Raw genomic sequence first — 25,976 nt, 5'->3', positions numbered from 1 at the left:
CGACGTGTACGCCCGATCCACCACCATCCGCGGCAACCCCGGCTCGCTCGACGACGCCATCGCCTACGTGCGGGACGAGGTCTGGCCGGCGGTGCAGGACATGGACGGCTGCACCGGCCTGTCGATGATGTGCGACCGCGAGACCGGCCGGTGCATCGTGACGTCGGCGTGGGCCGACCGGGAGGCGATGCAGGCCAGCGCGGAACGCGTCCACCCGATGCGGCGGCACCTGGTGGACCGCTTCGGTGCCGACGACGACCTCGAGGTGCGGGAGTGGGAGGTCGCCGTCCTCCACCGCGGGCACCCCGCCGGGGACGGCGCCTGCGCGCGGGTCACCTGGAGCCGCGGCGACCCGGGCAGGGCCGACCAGCTGCTGGACATGTACCGCACCAGCCTGCTGCCGCGGATCCAGGAGATGCCCGGGTTCTGCAGCTGCAGCCTGCTGATCGACCGGGAGGACGGGCGCGCCGTCGGCACGGTCGTCCTCGACGGCCGCGACCACCTCGAGCAGACGCGTGAACAGGCCCGCCTGCTCCGGGAGGAGGGCGTGCGGATCATGGGCATCGACGTCCTCGACGTCGCCGAGATGGACCTCGTCCTCGCCCACCTCCGGGTGCCCGAGACCGTCTGAGCGGCCCTCCCCTACCCCGCACCCCGCACGGCGGCCAGCGTGCGGCGCACGCCCTCGTCGTACGGGGTCGGGGTCAGGCCGAAGGCCCGTGCGGCCGCACCGCCGTCGACCACGAACGGCTGCTCGAACTGGTACACCATCTCGGCGCCCTCGCGGGCCAGCGGCAGGACGGCGCCCAGCAGGCGGACCCGCGCGCTCCCGTGCCGCACGAGCCGGAGCCTCGTGCCCGCCTGCCGGCAGGCCTCGGCCGCCAGCGCCCGGCCGCTGGTGACCCCGGGGTGCGGCACGTGCCACACCGCCGCGTCGGAGGTGTCCCGCGTCCCGACGGCGGCCAGGGTCGCGGCGAAGTCGTCGACGAAGGTGGGCGTCAGCGGCAGGTCGGGGTCGCCGAACCACTGCACGGGCCACCCCCGCAGCGCCGGGGGGAACACGTTGCCGCCGACCAGCGACCGGACGCCGGGCCCGTACAGCTCCCCGGCGCGGACGACGCCGGCCCGGATCCGCCCGGCCGCGGCCGCGGCGAGGACCCGCTCGGCGATCCACGCCCGGAGCACGCCCTTGGCGCTCACCGGCCGCCACGGGGTGTCCTCGGTCATCGGGCCGTCGACCCGGCCGTACATCCACGTGTCGTCGGCGTAGACCAGCCGTGCCCCGACCCGGGACGCGGCCTCGACCAGCGCGTCGGTGACCAGCGGGAAGTCGCTCCTCCAGCGGGCGAGCACCGGCATGACGCAGTGGTAGACGGCGACGGCGTCCCGGCAGGCGGCCGCCAGGGCCCCGGGGTCGGCGGCGTCCGCGGCCGCCGTCTCCACGCCCGGCGTGCCGACGTCGCGGCCGTCGCGGGTGACCGCCCGCACGTGCTGCCCGGCGGCGTGCAGGCAGGCGACCAGCCGCCGGCCGGTCGCTCCCCCGGCCCCCACGACGGCGTGCACGCCCGCCGAGGCGGCGGCGGTGCCTCCCTGCGGGACCGCGCTCACCGCGGCGCCGGCACGCGCACCGCCGCGCCGTCGTACACGGCGGCCAGGTACTCGAGGAGGCCCCGCTCGGCGGCCGGCTGCGCCCGGTGACCGACGTAGCCGTCCGGCCGCACCAGGACCAGGGCACCGGCCTGCGCCCCGTAGAGGCGGTGGGCCTCGCCGTCGACGTCGTGGAAGGCGGGCACGTCCTCCGGGTCCGCGGCCGGCGCACCCGGCGGCAGCACGAGGCAGGGCCGCACCTCGCCGTCCACGGCCGCCCCCGCCTGCCGGGCGGTGCCGGCGAGCCGGGTGCACTCCGCCGGGTCGGCGGGCGTCCCGGGGAAGAGCAGCAGCGACCAGTGCGGTCCCCGGAAGGTGTCGAACAGCCGCAGCGGCAGCCCGTCGGCCCGGCGGCCGCGGGCGTCGGGCGCCCGGTCACCGGCGTGCGGGCCGCGCCGGAACCGCAGCCACCCGGGCAGGCCGACATCCCGGCTCCTGTGCAGGGGCGCCCGGTCCTCCCGGGCCAGGCTCGAGGTGCGGTAGCCGACCCCGAGCTCGGCCGCCCGGTCCAGGACCGCCCGCTGCACGGCGCCCACCTGCAGCAGCGGGGCGAGCACGCGCTCCCTCAGCACCCGCGCGACCGGGGAGGGCGAAAAGACCGCGCTGTGCCCGACGTCGCTGCCCCGCAGCACCGACCGGGCGACCGGCAGCCGCTCCTCCTCGTAGGTGTCGAGCAGCCGGTCGCCCGCCCGGCCCGCGAGCACCAGCGCGAGCTTCCAGCCGAGGTTGTAGGCGTCCTGGATGCCGGTGTTCATCCCCTGCCCGCCGGCCGGGCTGTGCACGTGCGCGGCGTCCCCCGCCAGGAGGACCCGGCCCACCCGGTAGCGCTCCACCAGGGCCACCCGGGGCGCGTAGTCCGACAGCCAGGTCGCGTCGTGCAGGCGGACCCCGGGCAGCCCGCGCTCGTCGAAGAGCCGCTGGAAGAGCTCCAGGGAGGCCGGCTCGACGGTGCCGTCCGCGGCGGGCCGGACGCTCGCCTGCACCTGCCACACCCCCTCGCCGGACAGCGGGTCGGCGGCGAGGTGGTCGGTCCCGTCGAACCAGGCGTGCGACACCCCGGGCTCGAGGCCGTCGATGCGCACGTCGCCGAGGACGAAGTGCTGCGGCTTCCCCGTCCCGGCCATGCGCAGCCCCACGAGGTCCCGGACGGCGCTGTGCCCGCCGTCGCAGGCCACGACGAACCGCGCCCGGACGCGCTCGGTCGGCCCGGCGCCGTCGGAGGCGGTCACCGTCGCCGTGCCGCCGTCGTCGTCCTGCTCGAGCGTGCTCAGCTCGCGGCCGAGCTCCACCCCGCCCCCGAGGGACCGCAGCCGCTCGCGGAGCACCTCCTCGGTGGCCCACTGCGGGACGATGAGCAGGTCGGGGTAGGGGACCCCCGGGGCGGGCGGACGGGCCGGCACCCGCACCTCGGCGGTCAACCGGCCCCCGACGTAGAGCCGCAGGTGGCTGCCCCGCCGTCCCCGGGCCAGCACGGCCTCGGCGACCCCCAGGTCGTCGAGGACCTCGAGGCTGCGCGGCTGCAGCCCCTTGCCGCGGGACCGGTGGTGGAACCCGGTCGCCCGCTCGACGACGCGGCAGTCCACGCCCCGCCGCCGCAGCTCGCAGGCCAGCGTCAGGCCGGTCGGTCCCGCCCCCACGACGAGGACGTCGGTGTCGAACGCGTCCACCGGTGACCACCCCCTCCCCGGGCGGCGCGGCGGGCCCGGGGTGCGGCGCAACGTACGCCGGGGCCGACGGGGCGGCAACGCCCCCGGACGCCCCCGGACGCCCCGGCGTCTCGGATCACCGGCCCGCCGGTGCTCCCCCGGTAGCCTGGGGGTCCGGTCAGGAGGTCACGGGAGGACGCACCGCATGCCCTTCGCGCCGCGGCGGCGCCGCCCGCCCGACGAGCCCCCGCCCGGTCAGCGGTGGACCGACCGGGTGCCCACCCGGCCCCTGGCGCGGCCGGCGGCCGGCGCCGACCGGTTCCCGCCCCACGACGCCCCCGGGGCGCGACCCGCGCCGGCCGACCCCTGGGCCGCAGCGCCGCCGCGGCCCTGGCCGGAGCCGCCGGCCGACCCCTCCGGGCCGGGACCGGCGTCCCCGCGCCGGCTCCGCCGCCCCGACTGGCGGCGGCGCGAGGACGACGTCGCCCGCCCGGAGGACCCGAGGCGCGGGCGGGGCCGCCGGCTGCGCCGCCGCGCCGTCCGCGTCCTGCTGGCCGCCTTCGTGCTGCAGGCCCTCGTCCTGCTCTCGCTGCGCTGGGTCGACCCGCCGACGACGGCGTTCATGCTGGCCAACGAGCAGGGCGCGGTGCAGCAGTCGGTGCCGGTCGAGCACGTGTCCCGCTACTTCCTCGCCGCCGTCATCGCGCACGAGGACCAGGCGCTGCCCTACCGCGACGGCGCCTTCACGTGGGACGAGCTGTCCGGCCGCGCCGAGGCCCGCCTGCGCGGCGAGGAGGACCCGTCCGGGTCGACGATCCCCCAGCAGGTGGCCAAGAACCTCTTCCTCAACCAGAGCATGAGCATCTGGCGCAAGGCGGTCGAGGCCGGGCTGGCCGCGGAGCTGGCGCTGGTGGTCGACGACCGGCGCATGCTCGAGCTCTACGTCAACCACGCCCAGCTCGGTCCCCGGGTGTACGGCATCTGCTCGGCCAGCTGGTACTACTTCGACACCCCGCCGTCCACGCTGTCGGTCGACGAGGCCGTGCAGCTCGTCGGGCTGCTCCCCTCCCCCGGGCACGTGCAGCGCGCGCCCGGCGGCGGCCTCGACTTCGACGTCGAGGACGGCCTCGGGTGGCTGTCGCGCTCGCACGTCGTCAACGCGCAGAACCGGGTGCCGCGGCACATCGCGCAGCAGGGCTTCCAGCCGGTCGAGGACGCCGGGGTCACCGGCCTCGCCCAGGACCAGCCGGACACCGACGACGACTGCTCGGAGCGGCCCGAGGACGTCGCCGAGCTCGTCGCCGCGGAGGGCACCGGGTAGGTGCGGGCCTCAGGCCGACTCCGGCGCCGCGGCCCCGCCTCGTCCTGCGAGACCTCCGGGTGGACCTCGCTGTAGGTGCCCTCCAGTCAGGCGGCCGCGACCGGGCCGGGCCCGCCGTGCCCGGGGCCCATGACGTACATCGCGTCGAGGTCGCGGGCGGCGATGACCCGGTTGAGGTGGGCGTAGAGGAAGTCGAGCCCCGGCGTGGTGCCCCAGTGGCCCAGCAGGCGCGGCTCGACGTGCTCCGGGCGCAGCGGCTCGCGCAGCAGCGGGTTGCCCATCAGGTAGATCCGACCGACAGGTAGTCGGCCGCCCGCCACCACGCGTCGATCGCCGGCAGCTCGCCGTCGTCGAGCGGACCCGCCGCCGTCGACGGCTGCTCGGTGCTCGTGGTCAGGCGGCGCCCCAGGGGGCTCGGGGACGGGCTCGGGGCCCGGCTCCCCGATCCCACCGGCCCGGCCGGGGGGCGGCAAGCCCGGCCCGGACCCGCCGGCGCAGTCCCGGCGGGAGCAGGTGGCAGGACAGCGGGGCGGGGCGGAGGCGGAGGCGGAGGCGGAGGCGGCCGGGGTGCCGGTCACCGGGCCGGCTGCCCCGACCGTCGCACGGCCGGAGGCACCCGCGGCGGGAGCTGCCGGGGGTCGCCTCCGCGGGCGATGCGCACGAGTGCCCGGAGGGCGGCCAGGGCGCCCACCGGCTCGATCGCCGACGGTGAGGCGCCGGGGTGGTGGGCGGCGATCCGCACCCGCAGGGCAGCCGGCCGCACCCGGAAGACGACCGGCGCCGCCAGGACGGCGGCCTCACCGTCGATGCCCACCGGCACGGGCTGCGGCGCCTCGACGCGGAACTCCGGGGTCGTCCACTGGCGCACGGGACGTCGTCGGGGCTGCGTCCGCCCGTCGGGCGGATCGACCACCGTGACGCCCAGCAGGCCCTGGTCGACGGCCGGCCGGGTGCCCGCGCCCGCGGCCCCGCCCAGTCGGTACTGGTTGTTGCCCACGAGGATCACCGCCGCCCCGCGCACCCGGCGGCCGCCGGGGGTGGTCCAGGTCAGGTCCCGCGACCCGCCCCCGGCCGCCAGGGAGCGCGGCACCGTGCCCAGCAGGGTCCGCACCTTCGCCGCGCGGTACCGGTCGTGCTGGACGGCCTCGGCGTACACGCCCAGCGAGACGTTGTTGACGAAGACGCGGCCGTTGACCTCGGCGAGGTCGACCACCCGCTCCCCGCCGCCGACGAGGGCGTCGAGCGCCCCCACCACGTCGGACCGGTCCACGCCGAGGTCGAGGGCGAAGTGGTTGCGCGTCCCCGCGGGGATGCAGGCGTAGGGCAGGCCCGCGTCAGCGGCCACGGCGGCCACCACGGCCTGCGAGCCGTCCCCGCCGGCCATGCCCACGGCGTCGGCCCCCGCGTCCACCGCGCTCCGCACGAGCGCGGCGAGGTCCTGTCCCGGCTGCAGCTCCAGCACGGCGATGCCCCGGTCGCGGGCCGCCGCGGCCAGCCCGGTCCGCGCCGCCCGGCCGTTCCCCGACCGCGGGTTCACCACCACGACCGGCTGCCGGGGCGGGGCGGCGGGCGCGAGCTCGACCTCGGGCCGGAAGGCCGAGCGGGCCGCCGCGTGCCAGACCGTGGCGCCGAGCCCGAGCAGGAGGAGGGTGCGCGAGTAGCCCTCGTCCATCAGCAGGAGGACGCCACCGCCCAGGGCCGCACCCGCGACGGCGAGGCCGGCGACGCGCCCCCAGCCGCGGCGGAGGACCCCCTCCCACGCGCCCGCGGCGACGAGCGCACCGCACCCGGCCAGCAGCAGGCCGCGGGGGAAGTCGTCCACCGCCGCCGCCAGGCCGAGCACCGCCACCCAGGCGGCGGCGGTGAGCGCCAGCGCGGCGGCGGTCCGGCGCCGGCGGGAGCGTCGCGCCCGGCCCGGGACCGCACGACCACGGAGGCCCCGGCGCGGGGGTTGGGGTACCGGCATCGACGGCCGCCTCCCGTACGGACGGTGTCACGGGCGGGTCAGTGTGCTCCCCGCCGCGGCCCGGTGGGCCGGTACGGGTGGCGGCCGCGCCCTCGTGCGCTCAGCGCGGGTCGCGCCACATGGGGGTCATCGGCGGGCAGCCGCCGGGGATGTCGAGGCTGTCGTGCGCGACGAAGCCGTGCCGCCGGTAGAGCGGGACGTTCCGCTCGCAGGTGGACTCGAGGTAGGCGGGCAGCCGCTCGGCGTCGCAGCGGTCGAGCACCGCCCGCAGCAGGGCGCCGCCGAGCCCCTCCGACCGCCGTCCGGGCCGGGTGCCGAGGTAGAGCAGGTACCAGTGCGGCGGCAGGTCGCGGTGGTGGGCGTACTGCGCCGCCCGCACCTGCTGGAAGGCCCGCATCCGCCGGCCGCCGACGCGGAGCCACGCGGGCAGCTCCGCGAGGTCCTGCCGTGGGGTCGGCCGCCAGGAGCCGGGCGGGAACCACACGGCGGCGGCCTCGCCGTCGGCCGTGGTCCACAGGCCGCCGAGGGACAGGCTGCGCGCGGCGTCGATCGCGAACGCCCGGCGCAGCCGCTGCTCCCGCCGGCGCACGCCCGGCGGGAGGAGGTGGCAGAACAGCGGGTCGTCGGCGAAGGCCGCGGCCAGGGTGCGGGTCAGCCGGTCGGCGTCGACGGCCGTGGCCGGCCGGACGGAGTGCTGCACGTCCTCGGTCATGCCGGTCACCGTGCTCCCCGGCGAGCCGCCGTCCCAGGGACCAGCGACCCTCCGCCGCGGGTCAGGCCACGTGCGCCGGTTCCCCGGGCTCGGCCACCACCCAGCCGGTGCGGCCGTGCAGCGGCGGGGTCTTGGTGCCGTCGGTGAACCAGACGACGACGCCCCCGCGGGACCGGCAGCGCGAGCGCACGACGCGCACGCGGCTCCCCTGCCGGGTCCGGGTCGGCCGGACCAGGGGCAGGCCGAAGTCCGAGCCGACGACGTCACTGGTCAGGACGGGCTCCCCGGCGGACAGGTGGGACGTCGGGACGGTGGTCATCGCGGGCCTCCTGGGATCGGGTCGAACACGTGTTCGAGTGTGCACCCTCGGGGCGACGTCCGCCGTCCCCCGGCGTGTCGGCTCAGTCGGGCCGGGTGCCGGTCCGGGTGACCCGGATCGTGCGGGGGCTGCGCGCCGTCCGGGTGGGCACCACCTCGCCGAGGTCGGCCAGCCGCTCGACCGCGGCGTCCTTGTCCACCTGCGTGCGCAGCGCGCCGCCGGACCACTCGCAGTGCAGCCCGCCCGCCGGCCCCGACCGGCCGCGCAGCCGCTCCCGCGCGTACTCCTTGTGCCGCCGGGCCTCGGTCTCGGCCGCCCGCCAGGCGTCGTAGTCGTGCACGGCCTCGACGTAGTCGGCGTCGGTGACCGTGAGGCGGGACTGGCGGGAGACCTCGCCCTCGGTCCCGGGGTCCACGGGCGGGCCCCAGCACAGGTCGAGGAACGGGCACCAGTCGCACATCGCGTCCACGCCGGGGCCGAACCCGTCGCGGGGGACGGCGTCGACGCCGTCGTCCTCCACGGTGGCGTAGACGTCGGTGAGCCACATCAGCGCCTCGGCCGTCAGCGCCGGGTCCGACCCCGCCTCGAAGACGACGTCCTCGCCGGAGTCGCGCGACAGGTAGCGCAGCCGCAGCCCGTCGACGTCCTGGCCGGTGCCGGCCGGCAGGCGGCGGTCGGCGGTCTGGCCGGTGCGCAGCAGCCAGGCGTAGACGGCGACCTGGAACCAGTGCCGGACGGGGACGCCGCGCGTGAGGACCCGCTCGAAGCCGAACCGCGACGTCGTCTTGAGGTCCTCCACGACCGGGGCGTGCCACCAGTCGCAGCGGCCCTTGACCTGCTCTCCCTTGAGCCCGACCTCGGTGAGCCCGCCGTACTGGCGGCGCAGGGCGCGCAGCACCCCGCGGTGCAGCTCGGTGCCGATGAAGGCCTGCAGGCCCGTGCGGGTGTTGGTGGGCCGGCGGCGGGCGACCCGGTAGGCCGCCCGGCGCCGGCACTCGCCGAGCTCGGAGGCGCCGATCACCCGCTGGCGGGAGCGGGCCCGGCGGCGGTCGAGGTCGCGCACGGCCGCGGCCAGGCTGGGCGCGGCCCGCCGCTCGGCGGCGCTGGGGCGGGCGGGCAGGACGGCGGTCACCGCGTCCCCCTTCGGTCGGGGCCGGGGCGGAGCCGGCGGACCGGTCCCGCCCCGGCGGCGGTGGGGCTCAGGCGACGTCCTCGCGGCCGTCGCCGTCGCCGCCGCTGCGCTGCGCGGCGATCACGTCGCGCACCAGGGCGGTCAGCCGCCGGGTCGCGACGTGCTCGACGGGGCGGCCGAACCGCTCGCCGATCTGCGCCTCGGTCACGCCGAGGGCCTCCAGGCTGGCGAGCACGCCCCGCCGGGCCGCGGTGCTGCGGCGCTCCCGCGGGTCGTCCGGGGTCGGCGAGGACTCCAGCAGCGGGTTGGCCGGCACCGCCTCCCGCTCGGCGTCCGGCCGCGGCGCCGCGGCGGCGGCCCGGGCGGCAGCGGCGGCCGCCTGGGCGGCCTGCACCACCGCGGGGGGCGTCTGCGGGACCGACGGGTCGCCGGCCGCCACCCGCCGCCGCCCGGCGGGGTGGGCCTGCACGGCGGCCTCCAGCAGCTGCTCGCGGCGGGCGCGGATCAGCTCCGCGAGCGTGTACGGGCCACCGGGGGTCGGCACCTCGACCTGCAGCTGGCCCAGCCGGTTGGCCGCCGTCCAGACCTCGCGCAGGTCGTCGTCGCCGCGGGCGTCGCCGATCCGGGCGACGAGGTCGCCGGCGTCGGACTCCCGCCGCCCGCCCGTCCGGGGGGCCGGGACGCCGGCGGCGGCCTCCGCGGTGCGCTCGTGCTCGAGCAGCCCGCCGCCGTGGAAGGCGACGAGGTCGCGCACGTGGGCGGTGCCGGGGTCGCACTTGAGCGCGTCGAAGACCAGCCACTCCAGCAGCCGGCCGGTGGCGGCGGAGTCGGTGACCTCGCGGGCCGGGTCGTCGTTGGGCTTGATGCCGACGTGCACGCTGCGCGCCCCCACGATGAGCGGCCGGCGCCCGCGGCGCAGCCGCATCCACACGCTGGCCGCGTACGGGAACTCGCGGTGGGTCTGCACCGACCAGGTCTTCTGCCCCTCGATCGGCCGGCCGTTGGCGTCGACCTCGGTGACCTCCTTGCCGCGGGCGGTCACCACGACGATGCCGGGGAAGGTGAGCAGCTCGGTCTGCAGCTTGCGCCAGCGGGAACCGGCGTCGTTCCACAGGTTCTGGCTGATGGTGACCTCGGCGTTGGGGTCGCGCTTGAGCAGCTCGCGGTTGCGGGCCGACCGCGCGGCGCGGTCGCTGGCCCAGTCCTTGAGGCCGTCCCAGATCGCCGAGCCGGTGTCGATGGCCAGCACCACCGGCGGCTCGCCGGCGTCGGCCGCGCGGCGCGCCTCGGCCTTGACCGCCTGCACGGCGGCGAGCACCGCGGCGTAGGAGCCGTCGTGCTCGATGAGCTGGTAGCGGGCACCAGGGATGGCGCCGTACTCGTCGCCGGCACCCTCGTTGAGGTCGATCCAGTAGAGGGCGCCGATCTTGTCGCTGCTGCTGAACTGGGCGAGCGCCCAGCTCTTGCCCGCCTTCTCCTCGCCCTCGAGCAGGATGCACGGCCACGGGACGCGACCGGTGGGCTTGCGGGTCTTGAGGCCGGGAACGGCCATGGTGGACTCCTTGACGACACGGGGAAGATGTCGATCCGGAATCTACGGACGGGTACCGACAGAAACGGCGTGTCGGCTTGACACCTCGTCGACGTCTTTCTCCGGCGTCCGGTCAGGCCGCCGCGGCGTCCTGCTCGGCCGGGCGGGCGCGCAGCCGGGCGGCCAGCGCGGTGTGCCGCCGTCCGGAGCCCGCGGCGCGCACGGCCTGCCCCAGGGCCCGGGTGGAGCCGACGAGCACGACCAGCCGCTTGGCGCGGGTGACGGCGGTGTAGAGCAGGTTGCGCTGCAGCATCGTCCACGCGCTGGTGGTCAGCGGGACGACGACGCAGGGGTACTCGCTGCCCTGCGAGCGGTGCACGGTGACGGCGTAGGCGTGCACCAGCTCGTCGAGCTCGCCGAAGTCGTAGGCGATCTCCTCGTCCTCGTCGGTGACGACGGTGACGGTCTGCTCGACGGGATCGATCGCGGTGACCAGGCCCTGCGTGCCGTTGAAGACGCCGTTGCGACCCTTGTCGTAGTCGTTGCGGATCTGGCTGACCTTGTCGCCGACGCGGAACACCCGCCCGCCGAAGCGCTTCTCGGGCCGGTCGGGCCGGGCCGGGGTCAGCGCGTCCTGCAGCTGCTCGTTGAGCGCGGCGGCGCCGGCCGGCCCGCGGTGCACCGGGGTCAGCACCTGGACGTCGCGGCGCGGGTCGAGGCCGAAGCGGGCCGGGATGCGGCGGGTGACGACGTCCACGGTGAGGCGGGCGGCCTCCTCGGCGTCGTCGGTGGCGAACAGGAAGAAGTCGTCGAGGCCGCGGACCTGCGGCAGGGAGCCGGCGTTGATGCGGTGGGCGTTGGTGACCACGCCCGAGCGGCTGGCCTGCCGGAAGACCTGCGTCAGGCGCACGTGCGGGACGGGGGTGCCCTCGGCGAGCAGGTCGCGCAGCACCTCGCCGGCGCCGACGGAGGGCAGCTGGTCGACGTCGCCGACGAGGAGCAGGTGGGCGCCGGGCGGCACGGCCCGCACCAGCTTGTTGGCCAGCAGCAGGTCGAGCATCGAGGACTCGTCGACCACGACCAGGTCGGCCGGCAGCGGCCGGTCGCGGTCGAAGGCGGCGTCCCCGCCGGGGCGCAGCTCCAGCAGCCGGTGCACGGTGACCGCGTCGACCCCGGTCAGCTCGGTGAGCCGCTTCGCCGCCCGGCCGGTGGGCGCGGCGAGCACGACGCGGGCGCCCTTGGCCGCCGCGAGGGTGACGATCGAGCGCACCGTGAAGCTCTTGCCGCAGCCGGGGCCGCCGGTGAGGACGGCGACCTTCTCGGTGAGCGCCAGGCGGACCGCCTCCTGCTGGCCCGGCGCCAGTTCCACGCCGGTGCGCCGGTGCAGCCAGGCGAGCGCCGCGTCCCAGTCGACCCGGGCGAAGGCCGCCATCCGGTCGTCGTCGGCCGTCGCCAGCCGCCGCAGCCCCGCGGCCAGGGACACCTCCGCGCGGTGGAAGGGCACCAGGTAGTAGGCCACGGTGGGCGGGCCGCCGTCCCCGGTGGGCAGCTCCTCGCGGATGACGCCCTGCTCGGCCACCAGGCAGGCCAGGCAGTGGCCCACCAGGGTGGCGGGGACCTGCAGCACCTCGACGGCACGGGCGACGAGCTCGGGCCCGGGCAGGAAGCAGTGACCCTGCCCGGTGGCCTCGGAGAGCACGAACTGCACGCCGGCCTCGACCCGCTGGGTGCTGTCGTGCGGGATGCCGACCGCGGCGGCGATGGTGTCGGCGGTCTTGAAGCCGATGCCCCACACCTCGGCGGCCAGCCGGTAGGGCTCGGTGCGGACGACGCCGATGGAGGCGCCGCCGTACTGCTTGTAGATCCGCACGGCCAGCGACGTCGAGACGCCCACGCCCTGCAGGAAGACCATCACCTCCTTGATGGCCCGCTGCTCCTCCCACGCCTCGGTGATCAGCCGGGTGCGCTTGGGGCCGAGGCTGGGCACCTCGGCCAGCCGCGCCGGCTCCTCCTCGATCACCCGCAGCGCGTCGGTGCCGAAGTGGTCGACGATCCGCTCGGCCAGCCGCGGGCCGATCCCCTTGACCAGCCCCGAGCCCAGGTAGCGGCGGATGCCCTGCACCGTCGCTGGCAGCACGGTGGTGTAGTCCTCCACCTGGAACTGCCGGCCGTACTGGGGGTGCGCTCCCCAGCGGCCACGCAGCCGCAGCGTCTCCCCCGGCTGGGCGCCCAGCAGCGACCCGACCACCGTGACGAGGTCACCGCCCCGGCCGGTGTCCACGCGCGCCACGGTGTAGCCGGTCTGGGCGTTGGCGAAGGTGACGCGCTCCAGCGTCGCCTCCAGGACCGAGCCCGCCCGCGCCTCGCCCACCTGCGTCCCCCCCCACCGCCATCCCCTCCGGCCGCCGATGGTGACACCGGCCAGTGACAGTGCCGGGGGCTGCGGTGCGGGCTCCGGGAACTGTCGGTGGCTGCTCCTAACCTCCGGGCGCTCACCTGAGCTGTGCACCGAACGACACGGAGGACCGGATCATGGCCGGCGATACAGTCATCACCGTCATCGGCAACCTGACGAGCGACCCCGAGCTGCGCTGGACGCCCTCGGGCGCCGCGGTCGCCAACTTCACCATCGCCTCGACCCCGCGCACCCTGGACCGCTCGACCCAGGAGTGGAAGGACGGCGACCCGCTGTTCCTGCGCTGCAGCGTCTGGCGGCAGGCGGCGGAGAACGTCGCCGAGTCGCTCACGCGCGGCTCGCGCGTGATGGCGCAGGGCCGCCTCAAGCAGCGCTCCTTCGAGACGAAGGAGGGCGAGAACCGCACCGTCATCGAGCTGGAGGTCGACGAGATCGGCCCGTCGCTGCGCTACGCCACGGCCACCGTCGCCAAGGCGTCCCGGTCCGGCGGCGGTCCGGGCGGCGGGTCCGGCGAGGGCGGCCCGGCCACCGGGAACGGGCGGGGCGGCGGCGCCGACCCGTGGGGCGCGGCGGCCGGCGACGCCGGCGACGAGCCGCCCTTCTGACCCCGGGTCACCGGCCGGGCCTCGCGGTCGGCGACCGCGGGGTCCCGCGCCCGAGGGTGTGGCGTCCCGGGGTGTGGCGTCCCGGGGTGTGGCGTCCCGGGGTGCGGCGTCCCGGGGTGTGGCACCGTCCGGTGCGGGCACGCCGCGCCGGACGGCGGGCACACGGCGGGCACACGGAGGACACCATGTGGGCACAGACGCTCAGCGGCCCCTTCCGCTTCGAGCAGGTCGAGGTCGCCGCGCCCGACGCCGCCGCGCTGTCGCCCGGGCACGTGCTGCTGGCCACCCGCGCCGGGGCCATCTGCGGCAGCGACCTGCCCAACTTCCGCGGCGGCCTGTGGCCGCACCCGGCCGCCGAGGACGGCTGGGGCGCCACCCGGGCGCCGGGCTTCCCGATGCACGAGATCGTCGGGGAGGTCGTCGCCAGCCGGCACCCGGAGCACTCCCCCGGCGACCTCGTCGTCGGCTGGGCGTCGATGTTCGACGGCATCGCCGAGCTGGTGGTCACCGACGGCGAGGGCCTCGCCCGCTACGACACCGCCCTGCCGGCCACCACGGCGGTGATGCTGCAGCCCCTGGCCTGCGTGCTCTACGCCGTCGAGCAGCTCGGCGACGTCTCCGGGCAGGCGGTCGCGGTGATCGGCCAGGGCCCCATCGGCCTGCTGTTCAGCTCCGTGCTCAAGACCCGCGGAGCGGCCCGGGTGACCGGCGTCGACCCGGTGGACCGCGGTGACGTCGCGTCGGTCTTCGGCGTGGACGAGACGGTCACCGCCCGGGCCGAGCGGTGGGCGGGCCGGCTGTCCGACGCCGACCGGCCGTCGGTGGTCGTGGAGGCCGTCGGGCACCAGGTCTCCACGCTGCAGCCGGCCCTGGACGCCGTGGCCCCCGGCGGCGAGGTCTTCTACTTCGGCGTGCCCGACGACCCGGTGTACCCCTTCGACATGATGACCTTCCTCCGCAAGAACCTGACCCTGCGCTCGGGCGTCACCCTGGAGCGGCGCCGGGTGCTGACCGACGCGGGCGCGTACCTGGCGGCGCACCCCGGACTGCGGGAGGCCTACGTCAGCCACGTCCACCCGGTCGCCGACGTGCAGGCGGCCTTCACCGCCGCGATCTCCCCACGGCCGGGGCAGCTCAAGATCGCCGTCGACATGGCCTGACCGGGGGTTCAGGTCCCCCCGCCGGCCCGGGCGGTGAAGCCGTCGAGCCAGTCGCGCACGGCGTCGAGCACGTCGCCGGGTGACGACGCGACGGCGACCGTCACCTCCTCCGCGGGCGCCTGCCCGGTGGCGTCCCGCAGCGTGAGCAGCCGCGCCCGGAACCCCCCGGAGTCCTCGAGCCAGACGCGGATGAGCAGTGCCGCACTCGGCTCGTCGGCCACGTCTCTCCTCGGGGTGCTCCGCAGTGTCGCGGCTCCACCTCGGGGTACCGCGTACCGCGGTCGAGGGGAACGCCCCATGCTCAGCGGTCACGCCCCGTGGCGCAGTCCCCCAGACGGATGACCACCGGCGCGGCCCGGCCGGGAGCGCGGCCTGCGCGCTGCGCGGCGAGCGCCCGCCGCACCCGCGGGACGTGCTCCACCAGCCGGGTCATCAGCGCGGTCGGGAGCACGCCGAGCTCGTCGGCCAGCAGGGTGCAGAACACCTCGTAGGCGCGGACCGCTTCGGCCACGTTCCCCTGGGCCAGGTGGATGCCGACCACCACCCGGTGCGCGCTCTCCCGCAGCGGCTCGGCGCCGACCGCGGCGTGGGCCGCCTGGAGGGCCTCGCCGTGGCGGCCGGCCGAGGCCAGCCGGACCGCCACGGCCTCCAGCGCCTGCACGCGCAGCTGGCGCAGCCGCTCCCGCTCGAGGAGCACCCAGTCGTCGTACCACCCGGGCAGCAGGTCGCCCAGCAGCGCGGTGTCCGGCGCGGCGACGTCCCCGGACCGGACGGACGGCGACACCGCCCGCCGTGCCCAGTCGCTGAGGTCGCGCACGTCGACGCGGACGTCCGCGGCCAGCCGCAGGGTGCTCCCCGACGCCTCGACCAGGCCCGGTGCGGCCCGGTTCAGCCGCCACAGCGCCGACCGCAGGCTCCCGTGCGCGTGGTCCTCGGGGACGTCGGGCCACAGGTGGCCGGCCGTCGCTCCCCGCGTCGGCCGGGAGGACAGGCACAGGTGCGCGACCAGCCGCTGCACCGCGCGGGGGAGCTCGGCAGCGGCCGACCGCCGCGGGCGGCCGGGCAGGTCCAGCCCGAAGCCGTCGAGCAGCGTGACGTGGGCAGCAGGAGGAGGACGGTCCACGCGAGGTCCTTCCGCTCGCGACGGGCAGGGCACGGGGAGGGAGGGCGCCGCCGGCGCCGGTCCCGGCGGGGGGAGGACACACGGTAGCCACGCCCGGGTGGCCGGGGCCGTCCGCGCGCGGCCCGCTACGCACATGTGCGTAGCGAGCCGCGGCGGGACGTTCGTCCCTGCACCAGCAGCGACCGTCGGACTACCCTCAGTCCCGTGTCGCGGGTCACGACCTGTCACGCAGCGTGGCTGGAGCTCGTCGGCGACCTCCTGCAGGCGCGGCCCGGGGCACGGGAGTTCCCGCACGGGCGGGTGGCCGACCTGCTCGTGACGTCCTTCGGCGCGGCCTGCTGCTCGCTGCACGTCGTGGACCGCGCCTGGGTGGACCACGTCGTCCGCGGCTGGCCGGACGGCTACCTGCCGACGGTGCCGCCGTCGGGCCTCCGCCCCGACGCGACCACCCACCCGCTGATCCGCTGGTACGCCGTCACCGGCAGCTCGGCACCCCAGGTCCTGGGGCGGGTGCCCCGCGAGGTGGCCCCGGCGGCGATGGCGGCCGAGTGGTCGGCGTTCGCGCGCCCCTTCGGCATCGCCCGCCAGCTCGCCCTGCCGCTGCGGGCCGGCGGCACGGACGGCGGGATGGCGGCGTACGTGCTCAGCCGTCCCGACGACGACTACGGCGACGCCGACACCGACCTGGCCGCCCTGGTGCTGCCGGCGCTGAGCGCGCTGGTCCGCCAGCACGGGGTGGTGCGCGGCCTGCCGGACGGGCCGGGCGACCGCGCGCGCGACGCCGGCCTCACCGAGCGCGAGCTCGCCGTCCTGACGCTGCTGGGCGCCGGGCTCACCGCCCAGGCCATCGCCCGCCGGCTGCAGACCTCCCCCCGAACCGTGCACAAGCACCTGGAGCACCTCTACCGCAAGCTCGGCGTGCGCGACCGGCTGATGGCGGTCCAGCGGGCCCGCGACGCCGGCCTCCTGCCCCCCGCCCCCGGGCCGGCCCGGATCCCCACCCCCCGCCGCGGCGACCACCTCGACGTCCACTGAGCACCGGCACGTAGTTGGTCGATCGACCAACTACGTGCCATGCTGGACGTGGCCACTCCGCCACGACCGTCCCGAGGAACCCGTGACCCCCCTCCGCCGCTGGTCGGCTCTCGCCGTCCTGGCACTCCCGGTCCTGCTCATCAGCGTCGACATGACCGTGCTCGGCTTCGCCGTCCCCGCGCTCACCGCCGACCTGCGCCCGACGTCGACCGACCTGCTGTGGATCGTCGACATCTACTCCTTCCTGCTCGCCGGCCTGCTGGTGCTCATGGGCAACGTCGGCGACCGCATCGGCCGCCGCCGGCTGCTCGTCGCGGGTGCCGCGGCGTTCGGGTGCGCGTCGCTGCTCGCGGCGTTCGCCACCTCCCCCGCGATGCTCGTCGGGGCGCGGGCGCTGCTCGGGCTCGGCGGCGCCACGCTGATGCCCTCGACGCTGGCGCTGCTGCGCTCGGTGTTCCCCGACGCCCGCGAGCGGCGGCTGGCCATCGCCGTCTGGGCCGCCGCGTTCTCCGGGGGCGCCGCCCTCGGCCCGATCGTGGGCGGGCTGCTGCTCGAGCACTTCTGGTGGGGCTCGGTGTTCCTCCTCAACGTCCCGGTCATGGTCCTGCTGCTGGTCAGCGCCCCGCTGGCGCTGCCCGAGTCGCGCAACCCCCGGCCCGGCCCGTTCGACGTGCTGTCGGCCGTGCTGTCGATCGCCGGCGTCCTGCCGGTCGTCTGGGCCCTGAAGACCGCGGCCCACGACGGGATCGGCGTGCCGGTGCTCGCCGCCCTCGCCGCCGGGCTGGGCCTGCTGTGGACGTTCGTGCGCCGGCAGCGCCGGCTGGCCGAGCCGCTGCTCGACCTGCACCTGTTCGCCTCCCGGGCGTTCACCATCGCGGTGACGACGAACCTGCTGACCGTCTTCGCGCTGCTCGGCCTGATGTTCTTCCTCCCGCAGTACCTCGTGCTGGTGCTGGGGATGAGCCCGCTGGTGGCGGGCACCTGGATGCTGCCGCTGGCGCTCGCGACGGTGGCCGGGTCGCTGGCCGCCCCGTGGCTGGCCCGTCACCTGCCGCTGCGGTGGGTGATCGGCGGCGGCATGGCGCTGGCCGCGGCCGGGCTGGCCGCCGCGACGGGGCTCGGGGTCGACGGCGACCGCGTCGTCCTCGTCGGGGCCGGCCTGCTCATCGGCGCGGGCGTGGGTGCGGCCGAGGCGCTGACCAACGACGTCGTCCTCACCACGGCGCCGCCGGAGCGCGCCGGCGCGGCGGCCGCGGTGTCCGAGACCGCCTACGAGTTCGGCGGCGCGATGGGCACTGCGGTGCTGGGCACCCTGGGCCTGGCGGTCTACGCCGCGCACCTCGACGGCGTCGACGGCGTGCCCGCGGCCGCCACCGCGGCCGCGCGCGAGACGCTCGGCGGCGCCACGGAGGCCGCGGCCGCCCTGCCGGCGGACGCCGCCACCGCGCTGCTGGCCGAGGCCGGGCAGGCGTTCGTCACCGGCATGCACGCGGTGCTGGGCGTCGCCGCCGTGCTGGCCGCGTACGTGGCGGTGCAGGCCGTCGTCCTCCTGCGCGGGACCGGGGCGACCCCGGCCCCCGCGCCCGAGGAGCTGCCGGCCGCGGAGACGACGGCGGGGACGACGGCGGGGACGGTGGCCCGGTGACCGGCGCGAGGCGCCCGCACGTGCCCGTCGCGCAGCGCCGGGCCCAGCTCGTGGCGGCCGCCATGCGGGTCATGCAGCGCGAGGGGGCGTGGGCGCTGACCACCCGCGCGGTGGCGAAGGAGGCCGGCGTCCCGCTGGGGGCGGTGCACTACGCCTTCGGCTCGAAGACCGAGCTGGTGCGCGCGGTCTTCCAGGACGACCGCGAGCGGTCGACGGCGCTGCTGCGGCGCGCGGTCGAGGCCGGGGGCACCCCGGAGGAGGTGCTGACCCGCGCCCTGGTCGGCTACGTCGACACCGTCGTCGCCGACCCCGGGGCCGAGATCGTGCTCCAGGAGCTGACCATGATGGGCGGCCGGGACGACGACCTGCGGGTCGCGGCCCGCGAGTCCACCGAGCAGTACCGCGGCGACGTCCTCGACCTGCTGCACCGGGTGGCCGGGGCGCACGGCGGCACCTGGTCCGGCGACGTCGAGGTGCTGGCCGAGTCGGTGCTGGGCCTGCTGTTCGGCCTGTCGGTCAACTGGCTGTGCACCGGGGACGACGAGCTGTTCCGCCGCTGCGCCGCCGCCGCGGCCCGCGACCTCGCCGCCCGGCTGATCCCGGCCGGCGCCGGCAGCTAGCCGTCCACCAGCGCGCCGCGGTGCACGACGGCGCCGTCCACCACGGTCACCACGACCGGCGCGTCGGCCAGCTCGTCGGGGTCGGCCGCGAGCGGGTCGACGGCGAAGGCGGTCAGGTCGGCGCGCGCACCGACCTCGATCCGGCCCGCGATCCCGGCCTCCCCGGCCGCCCAGGCGGCCGCGGACGTGTACCCCTGCAGCGCCATGAGCGGCGTGAGGCCCTGGTGCGGCTGCACCGGCGCGACGTCCGGCTCGCCCGCGGGCCGGCGCAGCTGCGCGTCGGCGAGCACCCGGCGGGGGTCGAAGGGCGCCACCGGCCAGTCCGAGCCGAGGACCAGCGGCACGCCGGCGTTGCGCAGGTCGCGGCAGCGCCACGCCCGGTCGGCCCGCTCCCGGCCGAGCCGGGCCGACCAGTTGTCGGTGTGGTCGGCGCGGGTGAAGTGCGTGCAGTGCGTCGGCTGCATGCTGGCCACGACCCCCTGCCGGACGAACCGGCCCACGAGGTCCGTCGGCAGGGTCTCGACGTGCTCCACCCGGTGCGGGCCGGCCGGCGAGCGGGGCAGCCCGTCGAGCGCGTCGAGGACGTGGCGCACCGCGGCGTCGCCGATCGCGTGGGTCGCCGTGGGGATCCCCAGCGCCGCCAGCGCCCGGACCGCGGCGGTGTAGTCGGCCGGGTCGGGCCAGAAGCTCTCCGTGGACTCGCCCAGCGCGTCGGGCTGCTCCAGCCACGCCGTCCCGTTGTCGACCGTGCCGTCGACCATGAACTTGACCCCGCCGACCGACCAGCGCCGGCCGCGGCGGGCCTGCAGGTCCACCAGCTCGGCGATCCCGTCGGCGTCCACCCCGGGCACGCACCACGGCGCGAAGCGCAGCCGCAGCGGGAGGTCGCCGAGGTCCTCGGCGGCGGCGACCACGGCCCGGCTGTCGCCGAGGAGGTCCATCACGTGGCCGCCGGTGAGGCCGGTGGCCGCCATCTCGCCGAGCAGGGCGCGCAGCTGGGCGGCCCGGACCGGGACCGGGTCGAGCGGGACGCGCTCCTGCACCAGGTCCATCGCGGGGAACTCGAGCAGCAGCCCGGTGGGGCGGCCGTCGTCGTCGCACACCACGCTGGAGCGCTGCGCGAACTGCCGCGGCCCGTCGACCCCGGCGATCGCCAGGGCGCGGCCGGTGGCGAGGGCGGAGTGCGCGTCGAAGAGCCGGACGAAGGCCGGGCGCCCGTCCACGGCCGCCTCGACGGGGGCGCTGGTGACCGGGCGGCCGCCGAAGAGGTTGGGGTCCAGGCCCCAGGCCTGTACCCAGGCGTCGCGGGGCCGGCCGTCCGCCGCCGCGGCCAGCCGCTCGTGGACCTCCTCGAGCGACCGGGCCGTGGAGAGGTCGACGTCGGCGGTGAGCTGCAGGCCCATCACCGGGTGCAGGTGGCCGTCGGTCAGCCCGGGGGTCAGCGCGGCGGCGCCGAGGTCCACGACCTCGGTGCGCGGCCCGCGCCAGTCGCGGACGTCGCGCCGGGTGCCGGTGGCCACGACGGTCCCGCCGGCAACGGCGACGGCCTGCACCGGGCGCCCTCCGGCCAGCGTGTGCACGGTGTCGGCGCAGAGCACGAGGTCGGCGTTCACGCCGGCGTCCCCTCGGTGGTGCGGGCGGCCGGGCGGGCGGGCACACCGGGGAGGTCCGGCGCGTCCGGCGCCCCGCCGTCCGGTCCGTCGCCGCCACCCTCGCCGCCACCCGTGCCGATGCCCGCGTACGTGGCCGGACGCCGGCGGCGCAGCCAGACCGCCAGGACGGCCCCGAGCGCGAGCGTCGCCGGCACGATGCCGACGAGCGCGGCGTTGACGCCCGGCGACGCGGCGGTGAGCAGCCCGATGTTGGTGACCAGGACGTAGGTCGCGATCGCGAGGAGCACCGTGGAGGCGACCGCGGCGGCGAGCGCGGTCCGGGTGCTCGCCGCGGGGTTGCGCCGGGTGAAGTAGACGACGGCGGCGACGGCGGTGAGCGTCTGCAGCACCAGCACCCCGACGACGCCGGGGGTGTTCACCCACAGCAGGAGGTGGGTGTAGGGGTCGGCGGCGGCGAGGGCGAAGGCGGCGATCACCGCGACGGCCAGGACGCTCTGGACGATGCTCGCCCGGTACGGCGAGCCGAAGCGCGGGTGCACGCGGCCGACCCAGGCGGGGAGCACGCCCTCCCGGGACAGCGCGTGGGTGTACCGGGTGATCGCGTTGTGGAAGGCGATCTGCGAGGCGTAGACGCTGGTGATGACCAGCAGGTGCATCAGCGTGCTGGCCCACGGCCCGACGTGGGTCTCGATGACGGTGAAGAACATGCCCGCGATGTCGTCCCCGGCGGCGGCGACGGCGGCGTCGCTGCCGAACGCCTGGATCACCGCCCAGACGATGAAGCAGTAGAAGAGGGCCATGAAGGCCACCGCGGCGTAGGTGGCCCGGGGGATCGTGCGCTCGGGGTCCCGGGCCTCCTTGCGGTAGAGCACCGTGGACTCGAAGCCCATGAACGCGGCGAAGCAGAACGCGAGGACCCCGCCCATGCCCGGGCCGAAGACGGCGCCCGGGGTGAAGGACACGGCGTCCAGCCCGGAGGCGCCGCCGTCGGCGAGGACGCCGATCGCCATCAGCAGCAGGATCCCGGTCTCCAGGACCAGCAGGACGCCGAGCACCTTCGCGCCGACGTCGATGCCCAGCCAGGCCAGCACCAGGACCAGCCCCACGGACGCGACCGCGATCACCGGCCACGGCACGGTTCCGCCGAAGACGTCGGCCAGCGTCTCCTGCGCCTGGGCGGCGAACAGCCCGTAGACGCCGATCTGCAGGGCGTTGTACGACACCAGCGCCAGGAGGGCGGCGGCCAGCCCCCAGCCCCGGCCGAGGCTCTGGGCGATGTAGGCGTAGAAGGCCCCGGCGCTGCCCACGAAGCGGGTCATCCGCGTGAAGGCGACCGCGAAGACGGTCAGCACGAGCCCCGCGGCGAGGTAGCCGACCGGCGCGCCGACGCCGCCGACCAGGATCGCCAGCGGGGCGACGCCGGCCATGACGGTCAGGGGCGCGGCCGCCGCGACGACCATGAACACGAGGCTCCCGGTGCCGAGGACGCCGCGCTTGAGCTGCCCGGCGTCCGCGTCAGGGCGGCCTGCGGGTGGGGAGGTGGTGGTCACGGCGGGGTCCTCTCGGGGCCTCGGGACGCTAAAGTGAATGACGTTCACTTAGCAGCATGGGTGAGGCGGGCCACACCGGTCAAGCCCCTGGTGCGTGCCAGGCTCGGGGCGGGAGAGAGGAGGGCCGGACGTGGTCCAGCGGCGCAGGCGCCTGCTCGACGTCGACACGATCGTCGACGCGTCCCTGGCCTGCGTGGACGAGACCGGCCGGCTGACGATGGCCGACCTCGCGAGCCGCCTGGGCACCAGCGCGTCCGCCGTCTACAACCACCTGAGCGGCCGGGGGGCGATCATCGAGGCGCTCCGCGAGCGGGTCGTGCTGGCCGGCATGCGGATCCCCCCGCTGGACGGGACGGACTGGACCGGCCAGCTCGCCGCGTGGATGCGCTCCTACCGGGACGCGCTCGCCCGCCACCCCCGGCTGATCCCGCTGCTGACGGAGAACACGATGACCGGCGGGCCGGTGCTGCGCGGCTACGACCGGGTGGCGGCCCTCCTGCGGGAGGCCGGCGTGCCGGCCCGCGAGGTGCTGCTCTGGATCAGCGTGCTCGACAGCTACGCGCTCGGGGCGGCGCTCGACCTGGCGGCCCCGGAGGCGGTGTGGCGGGACGGGGACGGCGAGCTGCCGGCCCTGGACGAGGCGCTGCGTGCGGCCCCGGGCGGGCCGCGCCGGGCCGACGAGGCCTTCGAGATCGGGCTGGCCGCCCTGCTGACCGGGCTGCGGCACCGCCTCGCCGCCGCGACGGGACCGGTCACCGGCTGACCGCGGGCGGCGCGCGTGCCCCGGGGGAACGATGACGGCGTGACCGGACCCGACCTCGACGCGCTGGTGGCCATCGACGTGCACGTGCACGTCGAGCAGGACCTGCACGGCTCCCTGTCCATGGACGACGAGCTGCTCGACGCGGCCGCCGCGTACTTCAAGGGCGACCCCTACCACCCCACCGTGCCGCAGATCGCCGCCGACTACCGCGCCCGCAACATGGCCGCCGTCGTGTTCACCGTCGACGGCGAGCTGGCCACCGGGCACCCGGCGCTGTCCAACGAGGAGATCGCCGCCGCGGCCGCCGAGCACCCCGACGTGCTCATCCCGTTCGCCTCGATCGACCCGCACCGCGGCACCGCCGGCATCCGCGCCGCCCGCCGGCTGGTCACCGAGCACGGCGTGCGGGGGTTCAAGTTCCACCCCTCGATCCAGGCCTTCGAGCCCAACGACCGCCGCCACTACCCCTTCTGGGCCGAGCTCGAGACCCTCGGCGTGCCGGCGCTGTTCCACACCGGCCAGACCGGCATCGGCTCCGGGCTGCCCGGTGGGCGCGGCATCAAGCTGCGCTACTCCGACCCCATGCTGCTCGACGACGTCGCCGCCGACTTCCCCGGCCTGACGGTGATCATGGCCCACCCCTCGGTGCCCTGGCAGGACAGCGCGATCGCCGTCGCCCAGCACAAGGCCAACGTCTACATCGACCTGTCGGGCTGGTCCCCGAAGTACTTCCCGCCCCAGCTCGTCCGCGCCACCAACACCCTGCTGAGGACCAAGGTGCTCTTCGGCTCCGACTACCCGCTCATCCGCCCCGAGCGCTGGATCCGCGACTTCGAGGCCCTCGACGTCCGCGAGGAGGTCCGTCCGCTGGTCATGAAGGACAACGCGATCCGCGCCCTCGGCCTCCGGCGCTGAGCGGGGCGGCCCGCGCAGGGAGCGTCGCTGCACCCCACTAGTGAGAACGATTATCGTTCTGACTAGTGTGGTGGTGTCCCGCCCACTCCGCCCTGGAGGACCCGTGCGCCGCTCCCCGTCCCTCGTCCCCCGCACCCTGGCCCTGTCCGCCGCGCTCCCCCTGGCGCTCGCGACCGGCTGCGCCGCGACCGGTGGGGGCGGCGCGGCCGCCCCCACCCCCTCCGCGTCCGCGTCGCCCGCCGGGCCCACGGAGGTCGCCTCGAGCTCCCCCCGGCTGGCGCTGACCTACGACGGCGGCGTCCAGGTGGTCGACGCCTCGACCCTGGAGGTGCTGGCCGACGAGGAGCTCGCCGGCTTCAACCGGCTCGACCCCGCCGGCGACGGCCGCCACTTCCTCGTGTCCACGCAGGGCGGCTTCCGGCTCCTGGACGGCGGCGCGTGGGCCGAGCCGCACGGCGACCACGCCCACTACTACACGGCCGACCCGGAGCTGACCGACGTCGTGGTCGAGGCCGAGACGCCGGGGCACGTCGTCGCCCACGCCGGCCGCACCGTGCTGTTCGACGACGGCACCGGCGAGGTCACCGCCTTCGACAGCGCGGCGGTGGCCGACCCCGACCGCGAGACCTGGGAGCACCGGACGCCCTCGCCCCACCACGGTGTGGCGCTCGAGCTGGCCGACGGCACGGTGCTCGTCTCCGAGGGCACCGAGGACGCCCGCACCGGGGTCCGGCTCCTCGACGCCGCCGGCACCGTGCTCGCCGCGTCCGACGACTGCCCCGGCGTGCACGGCGAGACCGTCGCCGGCGAGGACACCGTGGTGATCGGCTGCCAGGACGGCGTCCTCGTCGTCGCCGACGGTGCCGTCACGAAGGTCGCCAGCCCCGACGCCTACGGCCGCATCGGCAACCAGGCCGGCAGCCCCGTGTCGCCGATCGTGCTGGGTGACTACAAGACCGACCCGGACGCCGAGGTCGAGCGGCCCACCCGGGTGGCGCTGGTCGACACCGCCACTGCGCAGCTGCGGCTGGTGGACCTGCCGTCGTCCTACTGGTACCGGTCGCTGGCCCGGGGCGAGGACGGCGAGGCGCTGGTCCTCGGCACCGACGGTGCGCTGCACGTGATCGACCCGGTCGCCGGCGTGGTGACGCGGTCGGTGCCGGTCATCGGCGCCTGGGAGGAGTCGGAGGACTGGCAGGACCCGCACCCGCAGCTCGTCGTCCTCGACGGGACCGCCTACGTCACCGAGCCGGCCACGAACTCGCTGCACGCCGTCGACGTCGCCACGGGCGAGGTCTGGGACACCGCGCAGCTCGACGTCACGCCCAACGAGCTGGCCGGCGTGACCGGCGAGGTCGACGAGCACGAGCACGGGCACGGGCAGTGAACCGGCGCCGGCTGCGGGCGGCCGCGCTGGCCGGGGCGGCTGCGTGCGGGCTCACCGGGTGCGCCGGGGGGACCGGTGACGGGGACGGCGACGGGCTCGCCGTCGCCGTCACCTCCGCCCCGCTGGAGTACGTCGCCGAGCGAGTCGGCGGGGACCGCGTGACCGTCACCAACCTGACGCCCCGCGGCGGTGACAGCCACGGGCTGGAGCCGACGCCCGAGGCGGTCGTGGCGCTGGCCGGGGCCGACGTCGTGGTGCACCTGTCGGGCGGCATGCAGCCGGGGGTGGACGAGGTCCTCGCCCAGCAGCCGCCACGGCACCTGGTCGACGCCGTGGACCTCGCCGACCTGCCGCCGGACCCGCACTTCTGGCTCGACCCGGTCCGGCTGGCCGAGCTGGGCGGGCGGGTGGCCGACGAGCTGGCCGACGCCGACCCCGGCAACGCCGGGGAGTACGCGCGCTCGGCCGCCCGGCTCGACGAGGAGCTCGCGGCGCTGGACGCCGAGTACGCGGCGGCCCTCGCGCCGTGCCGGGGCGCCACGCTGGTCGCGGCGCACGAGGCGTTCGGCTACCTCGCCGACCGCTACGGGCTCCGCCAGGTCGGGGTGACCGGGCTCGACCCCCGGGTGGAGCCCTCGCCGGCGCGGCTGCGCGACGCGGCGGAGGAGGTCCGCGACACCGAGGCGCGGACCGTCTTCTTCGAGGCGGCCGCCGGGCCGGCCGTGGCCCGGACCCTCGCCGCCGACCTCGGCACGGCGACCGACGTGCTGCACCCGATCGAGCGGGTGGAGGACGGCGAGACCTATCCCGGGCTCATGCGGAGCAACCTGGCAGCGCTGGCGCGGGGCCTGGCCTGCGACGGCTGACCCC

At 76.9% G+C, this 25,976-nt stretch carries 24 protein-coding genes; 11 read left to right on the top strand and 13 right to left on the bottom strand.

Annotation, left to right across the window (positions count from 1 at the left end):
- The first annotated feature begins 4 nt into the window (after positions 1-4).
- Entirely contained in the window at positions 5-631 is a 627-nt protein-coding gene (locus BMZ33_RS01660) for an antibiotic biosynthesis monooxygenase (protein WP_091107104.1), read from the top strand.
- An 11-nt stretch (positions 632-642) separates the two neighbouring features.
- Here the strand turns inward: BMZ33_RS01660 and BMZ33_RS01655 are convergent, their stop codons facing one another.
- Positions 643-1,608, bottom strand: a complete 966-nt coding sequence (locus BMZ33_RS01655) for an NAD-dependent epimerase/dehydratase family protein (RefSeq protein WP_091107102.1) — start codon at positions 1,606-1,608, stop codon at positions 643-645.
- The gene (locus BMZ33_RS01650; protein WP_091107101.1) at positions 1,605-3,314 is read right to left on the bottom strand and encodes an FAD-dependent monooxygenase; all 1,710 of its coding nucleotides are present in this window, start codon (positions 3,312-3,314) and stop codon (positions 1,605-1,607) included. The genes BMZ33_RS01655 and BMZ33_RS01650 overlap by 4 nt, the downstream gene beginning before the upstream one ends.
- Positions 3,315-3,498: 184 nt before the next feature.
- On the opposite strand from BMZ33_RS01650, the gene BMZ33_RS01645 reads away from it, so the two are divergent.
- Positions 3,499-4,614 (top strand): biosynthetic peptidoglycan transglycosylase, encoded by a 1,116-nt coding sequence (locus tag BMZ33_RS01645; RefSeq protein WP_169063751.1) that lies wholly within the window; start codon positions 3,499-3,501, stop codon positions 4,612-4,614.
- Positions 4,615-4,700: 86 nt separating this feature from the next.
- Here BMZ33_RS01645 and BMZ33_RS22930 read toward each other — a convergent pair whose 3' ends face one another.
- The 7 genes from BMZ33_RS22930 to recD2 all read right to left on the bottom strand — a co-directional run bounded on the left by BMZ33_RS22930 (position 4,701) and on the right by recD2 (position 12,645).
- A complete protein-coding gene (locus tag BMZ33_RS22930; RefSeq protein ID WP_280139177.1) occupies positions 4,701-4,934 on the bottom strand; it encodes a phosphoketolase family protein in 234 nt (77 codons plus the stop codon).
- A gap of 254 nt (positions 4,935-5,188) precedes the next feature.
- Positions 5,189-6,580, bottom strand: a complete 1,392-nt coding sequence (locus tag BMZ33_RS01635; RefSeq protein ID WP_091107099.1) for a diacylglycerol/lipid kinase family protein — start codon at positions 6,578-6,580, stop codon at positions 5,189-5,191.
- Positions 6,581-6,680: 100 nt separating this feature from the next.
- Entirely contained in the window at positions 6,681-7,292 is a 612-nt protein-coding gene (locus BMZ33_RS01630; protein WP_136697166.1) for a GNAT family N-acetyltransferase, read from the bottom strand.
- Positions 7,293-7,353: 61 nt separating this feature from the next.
- Positions 7,354-7,611 carry a hypothetical protein gene (locus BMZ33_RS01625; protein WP_091107095.1) on the bottom strand — a complete coding sequence of 86 codons (258 nt, stop codon included), beginning with the start codon at positions 7,609-7,611 and terminating at the stop codon, positions 7,354-7,356.
- Between the two features lie 82 nt (positions 7,612-7,693).
- Complete coding sequence (locus BMZ33_RS01620) at positions 7,694-8,743, bottom strand: PD-(D/E)XK nuclease family protein (RefSeq protein ID WP_091107093.1); 1,050 nt, start codon at positions 8,741-8,743, stop codon at positions 7,694-7,696.
- 67 nt (positions 8,744-8,810) lie between these two features.
- A complete protein-coding gene (locus BMZ33_RS01615; protein ID WP_091107091.1) occupies positions 8,811-10,295 on the bottom strand; it encodes a DEAD/DEAH box helicase family protein in 1,485 nt (494 codons plus the stop codon).
- A gap of 112 nt (positions 10,296-10,407) precedes the next feature.
- Positions 10,408-12,645 carry an SF1B family DNA helicase RecD2 gene (gene recD2, locus BMZ33_RS01610; protein ID WP_091107089.1) on the bottom strand — a complete coding sequence of 746 codons (2,238 nt, stop codon included), beginning with the start codon at positions 12,643-12,645 and terminating at the stop codon, positions 10,408-10,410.
- Between the two features lie 161 nt (positions 12,646-12,806).
- Here recD2 and BMZ33_RS01605 point away from each other — a divergent pair, with 161 nt between their 5' ends.
- Together BMZ33_RS01605 and BMZ33_RS01600 are read left to right on the top strand one after the other, a co-directional pair.
- A complete protein-coding gene (locus BMZ33_RS01605) occupies positions 12,807-13,295 on the top strand; it encodes a single-stranded DNA-binding protein (protein ID WP_091107086.1) in 489 nt (162 codons plus the stop codon).
- 185 nt (positions 13,296-13,480) lie between these two features.
- Entirely contained in the window at positions 13,481-14,455 is a 975-nt protein-coding gene (locus BMZ33_RS01600) for a zinc-binding dehydrogenase (protein WP_091107084.1), read from the top strand.
- Positions 14,456-14,463: 8 nt separating this feature from the next.
- Here BMZ33_RS01600 and BMZ33_RS01595 read toward each other — a convergent pair whose 3' ends face one another.
- A complete protein-coding gene (locus BMZ33_RS01595; RefSeq protein WP_091107082.1) occupies positions 14,464-14,676 on the bottom strand; it encodes a hypothetical protein in 213 nt (70 codons plus the stop codon).
- Between the two features lie 80 nt (positions 14,677-14,756).
- Entirely contained in the window at positions 14,757-15,578 is an 822-nt protein-coding gene (locus BMZ33_RS01590) for an AfsR/SARP family transcriptional regulator (protein ID WP_091107080.1), read from the bottom strand.
- A gap of 204 nt (positions 15,579-15,782) precedes the next feature.
- On the opposite strand from BMZ33_RS01590, the gene BMZ33_RS22925 reads away from it, so the two are divergent.
- The 3 genes from BMZ33_RS22925 (at position 15,783) to BMZ33_RS01575 (ending at position 18,878) form a co-directional block, all read left to right on the top strand.
- Positions 15,783-16,613 (top strand): helix-turn-helix transcriptional regulator, encoded by an 831-nt coding sequence (locus BMZ33_RS22925; RefSeq protein WP_169063749.1) that lies wholly within the window; start codon positions 15,783-15,785, stop codon positions 16,611-16,613.
- Between the two features lie 82 nt (positions 16,614-16,695).
- Positions 16,696-18,258 (top strand): MFS transporter, encoded by a 1,563-nt coding sequence (locus BMZ33_RS01580; RefSeq protein WP_091107077.1) that lies wholly within the window; start codon positions 16,696-16,698, stop codon positions 18,256-18,258.
- Complete coding sequence (locus tag BMZ33_RS01575) at positions 18,255-18,878, top strand: TetR/AcrR family transcriptional regulator (protein WP_091107075.1); 624 nt, start codon at positions 18,255-18,257, stop codon at positions 18,876-18,878. The genes BMZ33_RS01580 and BMZ33_RS01575 overlap by 4 nt, the downstream gene beginning before the upstream one ends.
- On the opposite strand, the gene BMZ33_RS01570 is transcribed toward BMZ33_RS01575, so the two are convergent.
- On the bottom strand, positions 18,875-20,491 hold the full coding sequence (locus BMZ33_RS01570; RefSeq protein ID WP_091107073.1) for an amidohydrolase: 1,617 nt from the start codon (positions 20,489-20,491) through the stop codon (positions 18,875-18,877). The two genes, BMZ33_RS01575 and BMZ33_RS01570, sit on opposite strands and share 4 nt — an antisense overlap.
- Positions 20,488-22,041, bottom strand: coding sequence for an APC family permease (locus BMZ33_RS01565; RefSeq protein ID WP_169063748.1), 1,554 nt, complete (start codon positions 22,039-22,041; stop codon positions 20,488-20,490). Before BMZ33_RS01565 ends, BMZ33_RS01570 begins: the two co-directional genes overlap by 4 nt.
- 130 nt (positions 22,042-22,171) lie before the next feature.
- Here BMZ33_RS01565 and BMZ33_RS01560 point away from each other — a divergent pair, with 130 nt between their 5' ends.
- The 4 genes from BMZ33_RS01560 (at position 22,172) to BMZ33_RS01545 (ending at position 25,972) form a co-directional block, all read left to right on the top strand.
- A complete protein-coding gene (locus tag BMZ33_RS01560; protein WP_091107071.1) occupies positions 22,172-22,804 on the top strand; it encodes a TetR/AcrR family transcriptional regulator in 633 nt (210 codons plus the stop codon).
- A gap of 39 nt (positions 22,805-22,843) precedes the next feature.
- Complete coding sequence (locus tag BMZ33_RS01555; protein ID WP_091107070.1) at positions 22,844-23,719, top strand: amidohydrolase family protein; 876 nt, start codon at positions 22,844-22,846, stop codon at positions 23,717-23,719.
- A 103-nt stretch (positions 23,720-23,822) separates the two neighbouring features.
- A complete protein-coding gene (gene aztD, locus BMZ33_RS01550) occupies positions 23,823-25,106 on the top strand; it encodes a zinc metallochaperone AztD (RefSeq protein WP_091107069.1) in 1,284 nt (427 codons plus the stop codon).
- A complete protein-coding gene (locus tag BMZ33_RS01545) occupies positions 25,103-25,972 on the top strand; it encodes a metal ABC transporter substrate-binding protein (RefSeq protein WP_091107068.1) in 870 nt (289 codons plus the stop codon). The genes aztD and BMZ33_RS01545 overlap by 4 nt, the downstream gene beginning before the upstream one ends.
- Positions 25,973-25,976: the final 4 nt, after the last annotated feature.

The sequence above is a fragment of the Geodermatophilus dictyosporus genome (assembly GCF_900115505.1).
GTDB classification, from domain to species: Bacteria; Actinomycetota; Actinomycetes; order Mycobacteriales; family Geodermatophilaceae; genus Geodermatophilus; species Geodermatophilus dictyosporus.
Note: the sequence above shows the minus strand (reverse complement) of the source record. Positions and strands in the feature narration are given on the sequence as shown.

What these genes read in the sequence shown, in the direction of transcription:
- BMZ33_RS01625 (WP_091107095.1), bottom strand. Translation starts at nt 7,611, where the DNA reads ATGACCACCGTCCCGACGTCCCACCTGTCCGCCGGGGAGCCCGTCCTG.
- BMZ33_RS01630 (WP_136697166.1), bottom strand. Translation starts at nt 7,292, where the DNA reads ATGACCGAGGACGTGCAGCACTCCGTCCGGCCGGCCACGGCCGTCGAC.
- BMZ33_RS01615 (WP_091107091.1), bottom strand. Translation starts at nt 10,295, where the DNA reads ATGGCCGTTCCCGGCCTCAAGACCCGCAAGCCCACCGGTCGCGTCCCG.
- BMZ33_RS01635 (WP_091107099.1), bottom strand. Translation starts at nt 6,580, where the DNA reads ATGCCGGTACCCCAACCCCCGCGCCGGGGCCTCCGTGGTCGTGCGGTC.
- BMZ33_RS01605 (WP_091107086.1), top strand. Translation starts at nt 12,807, where the DNA reads ATGGCCGGCGATACAGTCATCACCGTCATCGGCAACCTGACGAGCGAC.
- BMZ33_RS01600 (WP_091107084.1), top strand. Translation starts at nt 13,481, where the DNA reads ATGTGGGCACAGACGCTCAGCGGCCCCTTCCGCTTCGAGCAGGTCGAG.
- BMZ33_RS01645 (WP_169063751.1), top strand. Translation starts at nt 3,499, where the DNA reads ATGCCCTTCGCGCCGCGGCGGCGCCGCCCGCCCGACGAGCCCCCGCCC.